At 31.3% G+C, this 17756-nt stretch carries 17 protein-coding genes; 8 read left to right on the top strand and 9 right to left on the bottom strand.

Annotated features, from left to right (window positions below):
• From B5G32_RS08560 to B5G32_RS08540, 5 genes are all read right to left on the bottom strand, one after another.
• Nucleotides 1-1202: Na/Pi cotransporter family protein (locus B5G32_RS08560; protein ID WP_087936416.1), on the bottom strand; the 1202-nt coding region annotated here is incomplete at its 3' end.
• A gap of 236 nt (nt 1203-1438) precedes the next feature.
• Nucleotides 1439-3835, bottom strand: a complete 2397-nt coding sequence (locus B5G32_RS08555; RefSeq protein WP_087296845.1) for a glycogen/starch/alpha-glucan phosphorylase — start codon at nt 3833-3835, stop codon at nt 1439-1441.
• A gap of 16 nt (nt 3836-3851) precedes the next feature.
• Complete coding sequence (gene glgB / locus B5G32_RS08550) at nt 3852-5723, bottom strand: 1,4-alpha-glucan branching protein GlgB (RefSeq protein WP_087245702.1); 1872 nt, start codon at nt 5721-5723, stop codon at nt 3852-3854.
• Between the two features lie 144 nt (nt 5724-5867).
• The gene (locus B5G32_RS08545) at nt 5868-6074 is read right to left on the bottom strand and encodes a helix-turn-helix domain-containing protein (protein ID WP_087245696.1); all 207 of its coding nucleotides are present in this window, start codon (nt 6072-6074) and stop codon (nt 5868-5870) included.
• Between the two features lie 154 nt (nt 6075-6228).
• Complete coding sequence (locus B5G32_RS08540) at nt 6229-7215, bottom strand: nucleoid-associated protein (RefSeq protein ID WP_087936415.1); 987 nt, start codon at nt 7213-7215, stop codon at nt 6229-6231.
• Nucleotides 7216-7294: 79 nt separating this feature from the next.
• Here B5G32_RS08540 and B5G32_RS08535 point away from each other — a divergent pair, with 79 nt between their 5' ends.
• From B5G32_RS08535 to B5G32_RS08520, 4 genes are read left to right on the top strand one after another with little or no spacing between them, the layout of a single operon-like run.
• Nucleotides 7295-7999, top strand: a complete 705-nt coding sequence (locus tag B5G32_RS08535) for a YaaA family protein (protein WP_087936414.1) — start codon at nt 7295-7297, stop codon at nt 7997-7999.
• 18 nt (nt 8000-8017) lie between these two features.
• The gene (locus tag B5G32_RS08530) at nt 8018-8257 is read left to right on the top strand and encodes a hypothetical protein (RefSeq protein WP_087936413.1); all 240 of its coding nucleotides are present in this window, start codon (nt 8018-8020) and stop codon (nt 8255-8257) included.
• A complete protein-coding gene (locus tag B5G32_RS08525; RefSeq protein WP_087936412.1) occupies nt 8254-8889 on the top strand; it encodes a GNAT family N-acetyltransferase in 636 nt (211 codons plus the stop codon). Before B5G32_RS08530 ends, B5G32_RS08525 begins: the two co-directional genes overlap by 4 nt.
• 2 nt (nt 8890-8891) lie before the next feature.
• The gene (locus B5G32_RS08520) at nt 8892-9221 is read left to right on the top strand and encodes an inorganic diphosphatase (protein ID WP_087296850.1); all 330 of its coding nucleotides are present in this window, start codon (nt 8892-8894) and stop codon (nt 9219-9221) included.
• A gap of 25 nt (nt 9222-9246) precedes the next feature.
• On the opposite strand, the gene B5G32_RS08515 is transcribed toward B5G32_RS08520, so the two are convergent.
• Nucleotides 9247-9792 carry a DJ-1 family glyoxalase III gene (locus tag B5G32_RS08515; RefSeq protein ID WP_087304318.1) on the bottom strand — a complete coding sequence of 182 codons (546 nt, stop codon included), beginning with the start codon at nt 9790-9792 and terminating at the stop codon, nt 9247-9249.
• A gap of 115 nt (nt 9793-9907) precedes the next feature.
• On the opposite strand from B5G32_RS08515, the gene B5G32_RS08510 reads away from it, so the two are divergent.
• A complete protein-coding gene (locus B5G32_RS08510) occupies nt 9908-11080 on the top strand; it encodes an AI-2E family transporter (protein WP_087936411.1) in 1173 nt (390 codons plus the stop codon).
• 23 nt (nt 11081-11103) lie between these two features.
• On the opposite strand, the gene B5G32_RS08505 is transcribed toward B5G32_RS08510, so the two are convergent.
• Entirely contained in the window at nt 11104-11835 is a 732-nt protein-coding gene (locus B5G32_RS08505) for a nitroreductase family protein (protein ID WP_087936410.1), read from the bottom strand.
• Nucleotides 11836-11925: 90 nt separating this feature from the next.
• On the opposite strand from B5G32_RS08505, the gene pepT reads away from it, so the two are divergent.
• From pepT to B5G32_RS08490, 3 genes are all read left to right on the top strand, one after another.
• Nucleotides 11926-13146 (top strand): peptidase T, encoded by a 1221-nt coding sequence (gene pepT / locus B5G32_RS08500; protein ID WP_087936409.1) that lies wholly within the window; start codon nt 11926-11928, stop codon nt 13144-13146.
• A gap of 1 nt (nt 13147) precedes the next feature.
• On the top strand, nt 13148-14518 hold the full coding sequence (locus tag B5G32_RS08495) for an aminopeptidase (RefSeq protein ID WP_087936408.1): 1371 nt from the start codon (nt 13148-13150) through the stop codon (nt 14516-14518).
• An 83-nt stretch (nt 14519-14601) separates the two neighbouring features.
• The gene (locus tag B5G32_RS08490) at nt 14602-15660 is read left to right on the top strand and encodes a DUF2812 domain-containing protein (protein ID WP_087304313.1); all 1059 of its coding nucleotides are present in this window, start codon (nt 14602-14604) and stop codon (nt 15658-15660) included.
• Nucleotides 15661-15789: 129 nt separating this feature from the next.
• Here B5G32_RS08490 and B5G32_RS08485 read toward each other — a convergent pair whose 3' ends face one another.
• The gene (locus B5G32_RS08485; protein WP_087304312.1) at nt 15790-16752 is read right to left on the bottom strand and encodes an ABC transporter ATP-binding protein; all 963 of its coding nucleotides are present in this window, start codon (nt 16750-16752) and stop codon (nt 15790-15792) included.
• Nucleotides 16752-17756 carry an ABC transporter ATP-binding protein gene (locus tag B5G32_RS08480; RefSeq protein WP_087304311.1) on the bottom strand — a complete coding sequence of 335 codons (1005 nt, stop codon included), beginning with the start codon at nt 17754-17756 and terminating at the stop codon, nt 16752-16754. Before B5G32_RS08480 ends, B5G32_RS08485 begins: the two co-directional genes overlap by 1 nt.

Here is a 17756-nt window from a genome sequence, read left to right as displayed (position 1 = left end):
GAAATCGCATTTGTTGTAAAGTCTACGATATTTTTATTCAAATAGTTAATATATTCTTCATTCTTTTGTAGCTTTTCATATTTGTCTTCCTTGAACTCTATCAAAAGTTCAAATGATTTACGAACATTGTCTATTGCAACATCTAGCATGTTCTGTGTTTCATTGAACAACTGCGTATTCGCAATAGCACTTATTCCAATATGATAGTCGTTTGTAAAAATACCAAAGTCTAAGTATTTTAACTGCATCTTTCCTTCCAATTCTGGTTTTTCTGGTAAAATAATGAATGATAAATCGACCAGTTTTGTTCCAATTGGTAACAAGATGATTGTTGTCACAACATTAAATACTGTATGTACATTGGCAATTTGTGACACGACATTACCTGGTGTCAATGACTCCATAAACGCAGCAAATGGTGTTGTCATACTAATAATAACAAAGATAATTGTTCCTATAATATTGAATGATAAATGAATAATGGTTGTACGTTTGGCATTGCGATTAGCACCAATGGAAGCCAATACAGCCGTAATACATGTTCCGATATTTTGTCCAAATAAAACATAAATAGCTGATGGTAAAGTTACAACACCACTCATCGCTAACGCCTGTAAAATACCTACTGATGCTGATGATGACTGAATGATGGCAGTAAAGACTGCACCCACCAAAATACCAATCAATGGATTTTCAAAGTTTGCGACAATATTCGCAAATTCTGGTGAACTTCTTAATGGTGCCATAGCACCAGACATCATTTCCATCCCCATAAATAAAATACCTAAACCAGCAATAATTTCACCAATTGCATCAAGTTTCTTGCTTTTGAAAAAGGCAATTAATACAACCCCTATAAAAGCAATAATAGGTGCTAAAGCTGTAATATCCAAGGCAATCAGCTGTCCTGTGATTGTTGTCCCAATATTGGCACCCATGATGACCCATACAGCATTTTTTAATTGCATAAGTCCCGCATTGACAAATCCTACTGCCATAACAGTTGTGGCAGAAGATGATTGCATGATTGCTGTGGTTAAAGCTCCTACCAGCGTTCCTAAAAAACGATTTGTTGTCAATTTTTCCAAAATTGACTTCATCTTATTCCCGGCAGCCAGCTCCAAACCAGTTGACATCATGGTCATCCCATAAAGGAATAAAGCTAGCCCACCTAGCATAGAGAATATGTTTGTCAGTTCCATCTCTTCCTCCTATTTACACACAAAACAAACTTAACATAATCTTTACATAATGTAAACATGAATTTTACAAAAAAAGATTTGATTTTATCAGCTTTTGTTAAAAAATCTTAATAAAAAAATATCAACAAAGATATTCTATCCATCAAGACTCTTTATAAATAACTATTATTCCCTATTTTCAATTTTAAATGCGTAAAAAAACCAATGAGATCTAATTCTCATTGGTTTCCATTTTTTTATCTTTTCACTCTATCTAATTTCCAGATATCCTTAACGTATTCTTCAATTGTACGATCTGATGAGAAATATCCAGATTTTGCGATATTGACAAGACACATTTTAGACCATCTTGAACGATCACGATATAATTCATCTACTTTTGCCTGAGCTTTTAAGTAAGCTTCGAAATCTGCAAATAAGAAGTATTCATCATTACGATTCATCAATTCATCAAAGATCATTCTGAATTCTTCACGTGATTCATGGAATGTTCCATCAACTAATGAGTCAACAACATGTTTAATACGTGGATCATTATTATAATAATCCCATGCGTTATATTGACCATTCCATCTTAATTCATTAATTTCATTATCTTTTAATCCAAAGATAATCACATTGTCATCACCAACACGTTCAGCAATTTCCACATTAGCACCGTCAAGTGTTCCTACTGTGACAGCACCATTCATCATAAATTTCATATTACCTGTACCACTTGCTTCTTTACCAGCTGTTGAAATCTGTTCAGAAACATCTGCAGCCGGCATAATCTTTTCAGCAATTGTGACACCATAGTTTTCAATAAAGACAACTTTTAAATATGGATTTGTTTCAGGATCATTATTCACAACATCTGCAACACTATTAATTAATTTGATAACTTTCTTTGCAAAATAGTAAGCAGGAGCTGCTTTTGCACCAAAGATAAATGTTCTTGGATAAATCTTAAATTCAGGATTCATCTTCATTTGCTGATATAAATAAATCACGTGCATGATATTTAATAATTGACGTTTATAAGCATGTAATCTTTTGACTTGAATATCAAAAATACTATTGACATCAACTTTAATACCATTGTGTTTATAAATATAATCAGCTAAAACTTGTTTTCTTTGTTGTTTGACATTGTAGAATTTACCTTGAACAATAGAATCATCAACATAATCCATTAGTTTTTCTAATTCTTCTGGATGTTTAATCCAATCATTTCCAATTGTTTCATTTAATAATGATGATAATTCAGGATTTGAATAAGCTAACCATCTACGATGTGTAATACCATTTGTTTTATTGTTGAATTTCTTTGGATATAAGAAATAGAAATCTTTCATTTCCTGTTCCATTAAAATTTGTGTATGAAGTCTAGCAACACCATTAACACTAAAACTTCCTACAATTGCAAGATGAGCCATATGTACTTGTCCATCTTTTAAAATCATAACACGATTTAATAAATCTTCATCGTTATCACTGATATGTTTTACATATCCAATAAATCTTCTATTGATTTCTTCGATAATCTGATAAACTCTTGGAAGTAATGCCTGCATTGTTGAAATTGGCCATTTTTCCAAGGCTTCTGATAAGATTGTATGATTTGTATAGGCACATGTTTGTGTTGTAATATGCCATGCTTCATCCCAATCCATATCATATTCATCAATTAAGATTCTCATCAATTCAGGAATCACCAATACTGGATGTGTATCATTTAACTGAATAACATTCTTTTCATGGAAATTAGATAATGATGGATAAACTCTTAAATGATTTTTAATAATAGCACGTAATCCTGCTGATACAAAGAAATATTGTTGTTTTAAACGTAATGTACGTCCAGCAAGTGTTGAATCATCAGGATATAATGTCTGACAGATATCTCTGACTTCTTGAGCATATTGTCTAAAATCTTTATTAGATGGAATTTCATCACTTGGTTCTGAAGACCATAAACGGAGTGTATTTGTGACAGTTGTATCATTACCAACAATTGGCATATCATAAGGAACAGCCTTGACACATTCAGCATCAACATGATCCCATTTACCAGTTTCTTCATTCCATACAACATGTCCCCAGAATTTAACATCAACAGCATGTTTAGGTTTTCTCACTTCCCACATATTTCCTAATTTTAACCATTGATCAGGAACTTCAACTTGATATCCATTTTCAATTTTCTGTTTAAATAAACCATATTCATAACGAATTGTATTTCCAAATGCTGGATAAGAAAGTGAAGCTAATGAATCCATGAAGCAGGCAGCAAGTCTTCCTAAACCACCATTTCCAAGTCCTGCGTCAGATTCTAATTCTTCCAAATCATGGATATTAATTCCATAATCTGCTAATCCTTCTTTGGCAATCTCATAAATACCTAAATTCATCATATTGTTTACCAATAAACGTCCAATCAAAAACTCCATAGAGAAGTAATGAACTTGTTTTTGGTAATTTGTTTTTGTAGCCATTTTTGTCATAGCCCAATTGACAGATGCATAATCACGAACCATTCTTTCAAGTGTCATGAACTTTTCTGTAATGTGTGATTCTTCTACTGTACGTCCGTAAGATTCAATAATTCTTCTTGAAAACTCATATTTAAATTCTTCTTTTGTCTTAAACATATCTCGTCTCCCTCAACTATTTTCTCTTCAATTCAAATATCATACTCGAAAATGGTGCAATGTCAACCAAAATTGAATTTTCTTTGTTGACAGCGTGTATTTTTTGTGATTTGATAGCACGTTTATTCGTGAAATTGCTTCCTGTATAGTAGTCTGTATCCGTATTAATAATCTCTTTATAAGTTCCTGCTACGGGAACTGGAATACGATAACCATGATGTGTATTTCCTACAAAGTTCATCACGCAGACAAGCACTTCCCCATCTGGTGCATAACGTGCATAAGCAAAGACACTTTGTTTCATATCATCAACAACGAGCCATTCAAATCCTTCTGGATAATAATCATACTGATATAAAGCAGGATGTTTTAAAATCAGATGATTTAAGTCATGAAAATATCTATGGAAAGAATCATGTTGTGGGAATTTCAATAATACCCATCCTAAAGCTTTCTTTTCATCCCATTCTTTATATTCAGCCAGCTCATTTCCCATAAAGTTCAATTTCTTACCAGGATGTGTCATCATATATAAATACAAAGACTTACATTGCGCAAACTTCTGGTCATTATTTCCCCACATTTTATCTAGAATTGTTCCTTTACTATGAACCACTTCATCATGTGAGAATGGTAAAATATAATTTTCACGATAGAAGTACATCATAGAGAATGTAAGTTTATTATGGACATCTGGATATTGTCGATAAATTGGATCCTTTTTAAAATAAGCCAATGTATCATTCATCCAACCTAAATCCCATTTATAATCAAATCCTAATCCTCCAGATTGTGGAGCTGTTGTAACATTTGGATAATCTGTTGAATCTTCCGCAATCAACATGACACCTGGGAATAATCCATTCATATGTGAATTCATACGTTTCATGAATTCAATAGCGCCATCATTAACGCCACGTTCCTTATTTCCTTTCCAGTAAATCAAATTACTGATCGCATCAAAACGAATACCATCAACATGGAAGTAATTTGCCCAGAAATGAACAGAAGACATTAAGAAACTACGAACTTCTTCTCTTCCTAAATCAAAATAACAGCTATCCCACTCCGTATATCTTAAATTAATATCAGGATATTCATAAACAAAACCACCATCAAACTGATGTAACCCATGTCCATCTTTTACAAAGTGTGCTGGAACAAAATCCATAATGACACCAATGTTATTTTTATGGCAGGCATTAATAAATGCCATTAACTGTTTTGGATTTCCATAACGGCTTGTTGCACTAAAATAACCTGTTGCCTGATATCCCCATGAACCATCAAATGGGAATTCAGTCAATGGCATCAGTTCAATATGTGAAAAACCATTTTCTACAACATAAGGAATGATCTGATCAATCATTTCTTCATAGCTGTAATATTCACCATCTTCTTCATCTGTAAAATCCTTTTTCATTTTCCATGAACCAATATTGGCTTCATAGATATTTAAAACTCTATCAAAATTCTTTGTACGTTTATTTAACCAGCGTTTATCAGCCCATCTAAAGCCATCAATTTTATAAACTTTAGACGCTGTTCCTGGTCTTAATTCACTAAAGAAAGCATATGGATCTGCACGATCAACCCAAGATCCATTGGGTGTTTCAATACGATATTTATATGTATCGTATTGTTTGATTTTTGGAATAAATAAAGTATAAATACCCCCATCAGTATATTTTTCCATATAATGATTTTCACCATTCCATTGATTAAAATCACCAACAACCTGCACACTTCTTGCATTTGGAGCATAAACGGTAAATCTTACACCCTTTTGTCCATCTAATTCCTCAAAATGCGCACCAAAAACTCTATACATCTCTAAACAATTTCCCTCATGGAAAAGTTGTATCAAAAAGTTATCCAATTGTGCCATATTAAAACCCCTTTCATAATTTTTATTATACATGAAAACGCTTAAAAAAGCACCCATTATTTGTCAAATGAGGATTTTTAATGAGCTTCTATCTCCTATTTTCTATGATGTTTTCTACATATATTGAATATAAAAAAAGACAGATTATTCTGCCTCTTTGATAAATTCAATAACGTCATTAGGTGTACAATCTAATGCTTCACATATTTTTTCTAAAGTATATGTTGAAATACCCTTTCCATGTTTAATATTATGAATTGTTCTTGAATTAATTCCATATTGATGAATAAGGGCATATGTTGTTATAGATTTTTCCTTCATTGTCTTAAATAATGGTGCATAACTAATCATCCTATCACAGCCTCTATTTTATTATGCCCATTTCTTAAGATTATGAATATATTGAAAAATGTAACTATAATGACATGTACTAACCTTCTGTCAATGAAAAAGTATGACTCAAAAATGCTTCTTCTCTCTTCAAATCATACTTCTTGTTTGAATATTATTTGACAATAACTTCACTGACATCTTTCAATAAAATAGAATATGTTCCATCTTCCTGTTTCACTTTTTCTACCTTATCTCCAGATAAGTATTCTTCTATTGGTAAGCTAATTTCAATATCATCATCTAACACTAGCTTACATTTATCCATTGATGTTAAAGATAAGCTTTCAATACGATCTTCTTCATCAATGCCTAAATCTTTCATCATGATTTCACTTTCTTCCTGTGCCTGACCATCAGATTCCAATACTTTTTTCACAATTTCTAATGGTTTAACAGGTTGATTTGTATCAATTCTTTCCTGAATTTCATGCTTCATTAAAGGTAAAGCTTTTCCATCATTGACATTATAAATATCATCCATCTTTTTCACAACTTTTTTCATTGTTGACATTTTTTGTTTATCCGTCAACTTTTCTTCACCTTTAATCCATTGTGCATTCAAATAGAAATCCATTCTTCCATCAATCATATATTTTTTTTCAATTAAAAATAATTTTTTAGCATCCACATTCACAACAATCGCTTCATCCACAGGAGAACCCATTGTTGGTAAAACCTGTTTTTTAGTAATACGAATGTTTTCTTCATCAATCACACTCATAGGAATATAACGATAGTTGAGCTTTAAGGCTGCCACATATCTTTCTCCATTTTTATAACAATCCACAAACAGCACATTGCTGTTAGGCATTTCTTCTATAACTGAACCTAACGCAAATAATTTGTCCGTCATTTCATGTGCCTGTTTGATAAATTCTTCATCACTTTCAATCATCTTGTCACTTCTTAACATCATTTCATGTAAAGAACCAACTGTTAATTCTTTGAGTGAAGGAGAATTTAAAGCTTTTTCTACTTTCTTACGATAATAATCAATAGATGTTTCATTCATATCGACAAAGTCAGTAGAATGATAAATCTTACGATGTTCAAAATCTAACATATGCATTAAAATTTTATTTATGACTATTGTATTCATCTTACCACCCGCCAAGATTATAACATATTTCTTTATCTATGACATTAAATACTTTATAATAATCTCGAGGTGAAATAATATGAAAATTGTCATTGCCCCAAGTAAAACAATGAAATATCAAAAGATTCCTTTTGTTGGTAGTGAACCTTTATTTCCAGAAGAAACACAATATCTTACAAACATTTTAAAACAATATAATGATGAACAGTTATGTCAACTCATGAAAATATCTTATAAACAGGCGACTCAAGTGTATCAGTATTTTCGTGAAGAGCAGACTGCTCATCCTGCTTTAGCTTTTTATCAAGGAACTGTTTTTAAACAACTTGAATTAGCATCTTACATAAATCATCATGATTATCTCTTAGAACATTTACGTATTTTAGATGCTTACTATGGTGTTTTAAAATACAATACTTTGATAACCCCTTATCGTTTAGATATGACAATGAAACCTGATCATATCAACTTATATGATTATTGGTATACACCTTTATATCAACATTTTGAACAAGTTGATTTCATTATTTCTTTAGCATCTAAAGAATTTACCAATATGTTAAGACATCCTCATATCTATTTTATAGATTTCATGATCAATGATCAGGGGAAAATGAAAAGAAACGCCATGATTATTAAAAAAGCCCGTGGTCAGATGTTAAATCAGATGGTCTTAAATGAAATTTGTACATTAGATGAATTGAAAACACTCAATATTGATGGTTTTACATATCAGCCAGATTATAATCAAGAAGGTACTTTAGCATTCGTCAAAGTCCTATAATATAAAAAGGATATTAGTATGTTAAAAAGTGAAAAAGTTATCGTCATTGGAATTGGATCTTTTATAGGGTTGTTTATCTTGAACTTTTATTTTTTATCTTATATTTTATCATTTCTTGTGATAGGTGGAGATGATTATGTGCTTTCATATATGATGCCAATATACAGTGGTATTGCACTGATTGGAGCTATTATCATCTGTTGTAGCTACATCATTGTCAAAAAAATAAATCAACTAAGAGAGGAAAGAAACAAATGATTACCATTCGTCATGAAGAGAAAAAAGATTATATGACAGTAGAAAATGTTATTAGACAATCCTTTTATAACGTTTATATGCCTGGATGTTATGAACATTATTTAGCACACATCATTCGTAATCATGAAGATTTTATTCATGAATTAGATTTTATTTTAGAAAAAGATGGAAAAATTATTGGGAATATCATGTATACCAAAGCAAAGCTTATAGATGAAAATAAAAATGAAAAAGTTGTTCTCACTTTTGGTCCTGTCTGCATTTTACTTGAATATCAACAACAGGGTTATGGAAAAAGACTGATTGAACACTCCATGAAAGAAGCCTATCAGCTTGGATATGATACTATTGTCATTTTAGGCAATCCTGGAACTTATGTTCGTTTGGGATTTCAAAGCTGTAAAGATTTTCATGTCAGTCTGGAAAATGGAAAATACCCAACAGCATTGCTGGTGAAAACTTTAGTTCCTCATGTTTTAGATCATCACTCATGGACTTATTATGAAAGTCCAGTTATGGCATTTGATCCACAAGTTGCGAAAGCTTTTGATGATTCCTTAGAAAAAATGGAAAAGAAACATTTTGCCAGTCAAGATGAATTTGCGATTATCAGTCGCTCATTTATAGAATAAATATGCAAGTTACCGTGACTATTGATCGTCCTATGGGCAGTTTTCACCCTCAACATAAAAATCTATATTACCCTATTAACTATGGATACATTGAAGGAATCATAGGTGGTGATGGAGAATATCAAGATGCCTATGTTATTGGTGTTGATATACCTTTATCTCATTTTACAGGAAAAGTCATTGCCATTATTCATCGTTTCAATGATAATGAAGATAAATGGGTTATTGCTCCTATATCAAAAACCTATACAAAAAAAGAAATAGAACAATATGTCTATTTCCAAGAACAATTCTTTGAATATGAAATTGAAATGATGATTTCACATTTCTAACGACTTTCTATGAGAGAAGTCGTTTTTACTTTACTAAATAATGATACTGCATACCTTTACGAATATCTTTTGAAGGCTGTCCTAATTTTTCTAAGATTGTATAGGCAAATTCCAAAGCAGCGGCAGGTCCACGTCCTGTAATCATATTCTGATCACAGCATACTAATACATCCTGATAAATCCCTGAAGGAATTTCTTTTTCAAATCCTGGATAACAAGTGAATTTCTTATTGCTTATGACATTGGCTTTTTCTAATGAAATAGGCCCTGCACAAATGGCTCCAATCCATTTTCCCTGTTCATTAAAACTTTTTAAAATATCTATCACTCTTTGATCATCACGAAGAGATGTCGCTCCAGGTAAACCACCAGGTAAAACAACAATATCCACATCATAAACACTTTCATCAAACAATTGATCCATTTTGACTTCTATACCATGTGAACTTTTAACACTCATTGCATCCATTCCAACCATTAGACATGTCAATTGTGCTCTTCTTAACACATCAACAACACTTAATGCTTCTAATTCTTCAAAACCATCTTTAAATAAAACAGCTGCTTTCATCTTCATTCCTCCTTTGATTCTTTTCTTTATTTTAACATATTTTTTTAAATAAACAATGAACTACACTTTTATAAGCAATTATGTTATGATTATAACCATAAAAGAAGGTGAACCTATGATTGACAAAAGTCAAATAGTCAAAAAAAATAAAACAATTTTTTATTTAACATATGCCATTTTACTGGCTTTTGTTGTTTTTAATTATGAAACTGTTTTTGCTATACTTAGTGATATCTTAGCACTTGCGACACCTTTATATATCGCTATTATTATTGCTTTTATTTTAAATATACCTATGCGTAAGATTGAACATTTGTATGGTAAAAAGATCAAACGTAAAGGACTGAAAAGAGGTTTAAGTATTGCAACAACATTAATATTGGCTGTTATCTTGATTATTCTCTTTTCAGCATTTATTATTCCTAGACTTGGTGAAAGTATTGCCTTAATTATTACAAATATTTTTAATTATGCTGATCGTCTCGTCACAATGATTAATGATGCCTTAGCTCATTTCCATATCAATTATGCGATTAATTATGAATCTATTCAACAGGCTCTAACAAGCCTTGATTTGAATCATTTGCTTTCTCAAAGTGGTAATATTTTAGGGAATGCTGGAATTCATCTTATTTTTCAATCTATTGGTATCTTTGGTGTTTTTATTAATGCGATTACATCTTTTATTATGGCTATCTACTTACTGGCCAATAAAGAAACGCATTTAAGACAGTTAAAGAAAATTGTGACTTTCTTATTTGGATATCATCGTTCATTGGTGATTTTTGATATTGGTGCCGAAGCCAATCATTATTTTAATGGTTTTGTTTCTGGTCAGCTGTTAGAAAGCTGTATTTTAATGTTTTTAATGTATGTCGGCTTTAGAATAACAGGCTTACCTTTCCCAGAATTGATTGCCTTTATTATTGGTATTTCCAGTCTTATTCCAATGTTTGGAGGTTATTTTGGATTTGCGATCAGTTTTATTTTAGTATTAGCTATTAACTCTACACAAGCTATTATCTTTACAATCTGCTTTGTGATTATTCAGCAATTAGAAGCCAATATTATTTATCCTCGTGTTGTAGGCGGAGCTGTTGGTATTTCTGGATTATATGTCTTATTATCATTAGTTATTTTTGGAAACTTATTTGGATTCTTTGGATTATTAATTGCGGTTCCAAGCATGGCTTTAATCTATGCTGTAGGAAGTCGCGTTGTTAATATTTCATTATATCGTAAACATATTGAAATCACAGATAAAACGATTAAAAAATTTGATGAGTAAAAACGGACATTTTGTCCGTTTTATTATTTCCATGATTTGATCATCTTTTTAACAGAGCGATTCATTTCCTTACGATATGGAGCATGAAATTTTCTTTTCGCAAAAGCCTGTATATAATTTTTGAGTTCATCTTCATTTTTACCAGTCTGTTTAATAAACATCTGTTTTGTTTCATCCATTGTTTTATGATGATAAGTATTGACACTTACCATATCTGCTAAATCAAAACGCTGTGGTTTTGGACGATTTTGTTGTTGTAGCGTTGGTTTTCCTAAAACAAGTAAAGTTGCTGGAATGGCATACTTTGGTAAATCAAAAAGCTTTTGATGAATTTCAAAATTTTCTAAAATATCCCCAATATAACATGATCCTATTCCTAAAGACCATGCTGCTACGACTGCATTTTGCGCCGCAATCATACAATCTTCCAAAGCTAAGATCAAATCAGACTCTTCCAATGGTTGGATATCTTTATCATAGTGAGTATATATATCATACCATTTTTGATAATCAGCTAAAAAAAGCAAAACCATAGGTGCCTGACTAATAAATGGCTGATGATCACAAGTGATAGCGAGCTGATCTTTTAAGGACTGATCCTGTATATCAATAATAGAATAAAGAGCCATATTGCCTGCTGTCGGTGCCTGTAAGGCAGATTTTAATATCCATTCTTTTTCCTCTGGCGTTATAATTTCATCACTATAAGCACGAACAGATTTTCTGTCAAATAATTTCTGAATTGTTTGATTCATTTTCAATACCTCCCTATTTATGATTATATCATAATCATGGATTATTTGTGGATTTCCATGTATAATAAGAGAGAAAGCGAGGTAAGATGAATGAGTATAGAAGAAAGATTTTTAAAATATATTAGTTTTGATACACAATCTGATCCTCAATCTTCAACAACACCTTCTTCTATGAAACAATTAGAACTAGGAAAATATCTTGTTGAAGAAATGAAAAAGATTGGTATTGAAGATGCTCACTTGGATCAAAGTGGTATTGTTTATGGAACAATTCCAGCAAACAGTGATCATGGCAAAGTCATTGGTTTTGTTGCCCATATGGATACTTCTCCTGATGCTTCTGGTCAAAATGTCAAACCACAAATCATTAGAGATTATCAGGGAACAACAATTACTCTTAATCAAGAGAAAGAATTATATCTTGATCCTCATGAATTTCCTGAACTTCTCAATGTGATTCATCATGATTTAATCACAACTGATGGAACAACATTGCTTGGTGCAGATGATAAAGCTGGGGTTGCGATTATCATGAGTATGGCTGAACATCTTTACCATCATCCTGAAATCAAGCATAATGATATTAAGATTGCTTTTACTCCTGATGAAGAAGTCGGTCGAGGAACTGAAAACTTTGATGTAGAAGCTTTCCATGCTGATTATGCTTATACAATTGATGGTGGTAATATTGCTGAAATTGAATATGAAAACTTTAATGCATTTAGTGCTGTCGTAGAAATCACAGGGAAAAGTATTCATCCTGGAAGTGCTAAAAATGCGATGATTAACTCTATTCGCATTGCTCAGGAATTTGATGCTATGTTACCAGTTCATGCCAGACCAGAATATACAGAAGGATATGAAGGTTTTAATCATCTTGAAAATATTCAGGGAAAATGTGAAAAAACAGTGATGGAATACATCATTAGAAATCATGATTTAACATTAGCTAAAAAACAATGTCAGGATTTTGAAAATATTGCTGCATTCTTAAATCAAAAGTATGGATATCCAATGGTTAAAGTCACAATTGAACAAAGTTACTTAAATATGCGTGAACATATTGAACAACATATGTATATCGTTGAAAATGCCATGGCAGCCATGAAAGAATGTGGTATTGAGCCATATGCTGTACCTATTCGTGGAGGTACTGATGGTGCTAATTTAACATATATGGGACTTCCTTGTCCAAATTTAGGTACAGGTGGGTATAATTTCCATGGACCATTTGAGTATGTATCATTAACAATGATGAAAAAACAAGTAGAAGTTCTATTAAAAATAATTGAAAGAAATGAGGTTATATAAAATGTACGCAAAAAATGCTTGGGACAAATACGAAAGTAATCAATATCAAGATGTTATGGATTTTAATGAAGGTTATAAAGCTTTCTTAACAGCCGGTAAAACAGAAAGAGCTTGTGTAAAAGAATCTGTTGAACTTGCTAAAAAAGCTGGTTTTCAAGATATTGAAAATATGAACAGTTTAAAACCTGGAGATAAATTCTATGTGATCAATAAAGATAAAAACTTAGCTTTATTTATTATGGGAGAAAAACCATTAGTTGATGGAATGAGAATCTTAGGAGCACATATTGATTCACCACGTTTAGATTTAAAACAGAATCCACTTTATGAAAGTGATGGTTTTGCTTTATTAGATACTCATTATTATGGTGGTGTTAAAAAATATCAATGGGTGACAATTCCATTATCATTATATGGTGTTGTTATTAAAAAAGATGGAACTAAGATTGATGTTGTGATTGGTGAAGATGATCATGATCCTGTTGTAGGTATTACAGATTTATTAATTCATTTATCTGCTGATCAAATGCAAAAAACAGCTGCGAAAGTGATTGAAGGAGAAAATTTAGATGTGACATTAGGAAGCATTCCTTTAAAAGATACTGAAAAAGATGCTGTTAAAGCGAATATTTTAAAACTTCTTCAAGAAAAATATGATATTGAAGAAGAAGATTTCTTAAGTGCAGAAATTGAAGTTGTACCAAGTGGCCCTGCCAGAGATTATGGTTTAGATAGAAGCATGGTTATGGGTTATGGACATGATGATCGTGTCTGTGCTTATACATCTTTAAAAGCTATTTTAGATATTCAGGAAATCCCACAATATACATCTTGTTGTATTTTAGTTGACAAAGAAGAAATTGGTAGTGTTGGTGCGACTGGTGCTCAATCTTTATTCTTTGAAAATACAATTGCTCAAATCTTACACTTATGTGGTGATGATACATTCTTATCTGTTAGAAAAGCCTTAGCCCATTCTATGATGTTATCAAGTGATGTCAGCGCTGGTTTTGACCCATTATATAAAGAAGTGAATGATCCTAAAAATGCCGCATATCTAGGAAAAGGAATTGTTTTCAATAAATACACTGGTTCTCGTGGTAAGAGCGGAAGCAATGATGCTAATCCTGAATATTTTGCTAAAATAAGAAATGTTATGGATCAAAACGGTATTCATTTCCAAACTGCTGAACTTGGTAAAGTTGATCAAGGTGGTGGAGGTACTATTGCCTACATCTTAGGAAATTATGATATGAATGTTATTGATGCAGGAATTGCTGTTTTAAACATGCATGCTCCTCATGAAATTGTATCAAAAGTCGATGTTTATGAAGCTTACTTAGCTTATACACAATTCTTACTTCAATTATAAAAGCTCATCATGAGCTTTTTTTCTTTCATAGACAAGTGATTATCTCTTTGATATAATAAGCCCATTAAGGAGGTTACACAACCATGAAATTTATGATTATGAACTATAAACCATACGAATATGAATTATTACAAGAAAAATTAGATAAGTTAGGCAAACAAGGTTACAGCACAAATGATTTATCTTTCATTTCTTTTTTTAGAAAAAAAGATAAACCTGTCTATTATACAATAGATTTTTTTAATCCAACAGGTTCCTCACGTAATGATATAAAAATAAGTCAACTTACTTTTATTGATAAATATGAAGATAAAGGCTATCGTTGTATATATCATAAAAATAATATGTACGTTTTTTTATCAAATAATGACATACCAATCAATATCAATTGGAAAGAAAAAAAAGATATTATTCCATTAAAACAAAGACTGAAATCATTTGCCCTTTTTTTTGTTTCTATTGTTGCTTTAGCTTTATATTCTTTATATCTTTTCAATGCAACATTTGATATGTTTTATAGTTATGGAATTACTTTATATTATATTGGTATGCTTCTTTTATTTATTATTGCAAGTTTAAAAAACTATTTCGATTTTTACAAGCTTACACAATTCCATAAAGAGCTCCAATCCGGCAAACCACAATTAAAAAAAATATATACATTAAAAAAAGTATATAATATTTCTCTCATTATTATGTGTTTACTCATTGGTGGTGGACTTTTAGAAGATTTTACTAATAATCATCCCTTTAATATAAAAACTCATCAAGTAATTCAATTAGATGATTTTGGATATCAACAAAACACAAATATATCAACCCAATCTTATTCAAGTTTTACCATTCCACATACATATATTTCATTAGAAACTAGCAAAAACACTAACGAAGCTCTTTATATTAAAGAATTTGCATTTCATTCTTATGAAATGGCAAAAAAAATATTTGAGCAAATGAAAGAAAATCCTGAAATATATAGTTGCAATAGCCAAAAATCTAATAAAACAACAATTTGTGGTTATATAGGAGATTCACTCACTTCTATCGTTATTTTACACGATCAACAAGTAACTATAATTATACCTGGTTTTGAAGTTAATGAAAGTCATGTTGAAATTATTGAAGATTTTTATTTAAAATAATAAAATACAATCCTCTTTTACCTCATGCATATAAATTTCAAAACACATAGTTCTAAAACAATAATTATTTAAATCAGATAAAAAAAAGTATTATTAGATAATAAAATCTAAATAATACTTTTTTTATTATTATCTTTTTATAGGATGATGACAAGCAACAAAATGACCTTTTTCTACTTCTTCAAATGAAGGTTTTTCTTGTTTACATTTCTCTGTTGCATAACGACATCTTCCTGCAAAAGGACATCCTTCTGGTAAATTTATTGGACTTGGTACATCACCTTCAAGTATAATACGTTTCTTTTCCTTTTCTAAATCTGGATCAGGAATAGGAACAGCAGACAATAAAGCTTCAGAATATGGATGAAGTGGATGATGATAAACTTCATCACTTGTTCCTAATTCTACTAAATGCCCTAAATACATAACTGCAATTCTATCAGAAATATATCTTACAATGTCCAAATCATGAGCAATAAATAAATAAGTAAGTCCTAATTTTTTTTGTAAATCAATTAATAAATTAATAACTTGTGATTGGATAGATACATCTAAAGCTGAAATTGGTTCATCGCAAATCAAAAATTCAGGCTCAATAGCTAGAGCTCTTGCGATTCCAATACGTTGGCGTTGTCCACCAGAGAATTCGTGAGGGAAACGGTTAGCAAATTCTCTATTTAAACCAACTAATTCTAAAAGTTCGCCAACTCTTTCTTTTCTTTTTTTACGATCATACATGTTATGAACTTCCATACCTTCTGCAATAATATCCCCTACTGTCATTCTTGGATTTAAAGAGGCGTATGGATCTTGGAAAATCATCTGTGCTTTTTTTGCATAATTCAATCGATCTTTGGCAGTTTTCACATGTACAACTTCACCATTATAAATAATTTCTCCAGATGTAGGTTGATAAATACCCATTACTGTACGACCTAATGTAGATTTTCCACATCCTGATTCACCAACCAAGCCAACAGTCTCACCCTTTTTAATATTAAATGAAACATGGCTTACAGCTTTTAAAATTCCTCCATTTACATGAAAGCTTTTACATACATCTTCTAACGATAATAGCACTTTTTCTTCCATTATTTTTCCTCCTTATTTGATGTAGGACAGTCTTTATGCAACAACCAACATGAAGCCTCATGTCCTTCTCCAACATTGAAAACTGGAGGTTGTTTTTCTTTACAGATTTTCATACATTTTTCACATCGTGAAGCAAATGCACAACCTTTTGGTGGATTTAATAAATCAGGTGGAGTTCCTGGAATAGAAGAAAGTGTATCTTCCTTATTTGTATCATGTTTAGGCAAAGAATTTAATAATGCACTTGTATATGGGTGAGAAGCATTATAGAAAATGTCTTTTGATTTACCAGTTTCTACAACTTTCCCAGCATACATAACAGCAATTCTGTCTGCGAGTGACGCTACAACACCTAAATCATGTGTAATCAAAATAATAGCAGTATCAAAATTCTTACGTATATCTGCTAATAAATCAATAATTTGAGCCTGGATAGTAACGTCTAACGCTGTAGTAGGTTCATCAGCAATTAGTAATTTTGGATTACATGATAATGCCATTGCTATCATTGCACGCTGACGCATTCCACCAGAAAATTGATGAGGGTATTGCTTTGCACGTTCTTCTGCATTAGGAATTTGTACTAATTTTAACATTTCTATAGCTTTCGCACTTGCTTCCTCTTTAGATAAATTTTGATGATGAACAATTGCTTCAACAATTTGTTTACCAACTTGCATTGTGGGATTCAAGCATGTCATTGGATCTTGGAAAATCATACTTACTTCTTTCCCTCGAATTGTTTGCATTTTCTCTTCAGAACTATTGACAATATCAATACCATCTAAAACTAATTCACCAGATTTTATTCTTGCAGGAGGCATAGGATTCAATTTCATAATTGTTTGCGCAGTTACTGATTTACCACATCCAGATTCACCTACAACAGCTAAAACTTCCCCTTTATCTACATAATAAGAAACACCACGAACAGCTTGAACTTCTCCTGCATATGTATCAAAAGAAACATATAAATCTTTTATATCTAAAACTCTATCAGACAT

Origin of the sequence: Massilimicrobiota sp. An80, assembly GCF_002159255.1 — a bacterium.
Classification (GTDB): domain Bacteria; phylum Bacillota_I; class Bacilli_A; order Erysipelotrichales; family Coprobacillaceae; genus Allocoprobacillus; species Allocoprobacillus merdigallinarum.
The sequence above is the reverse complement of the archived record's forward strand: the minus strand, read 5'-3'. Positions and strand labels throughout refer to the sequence as shown.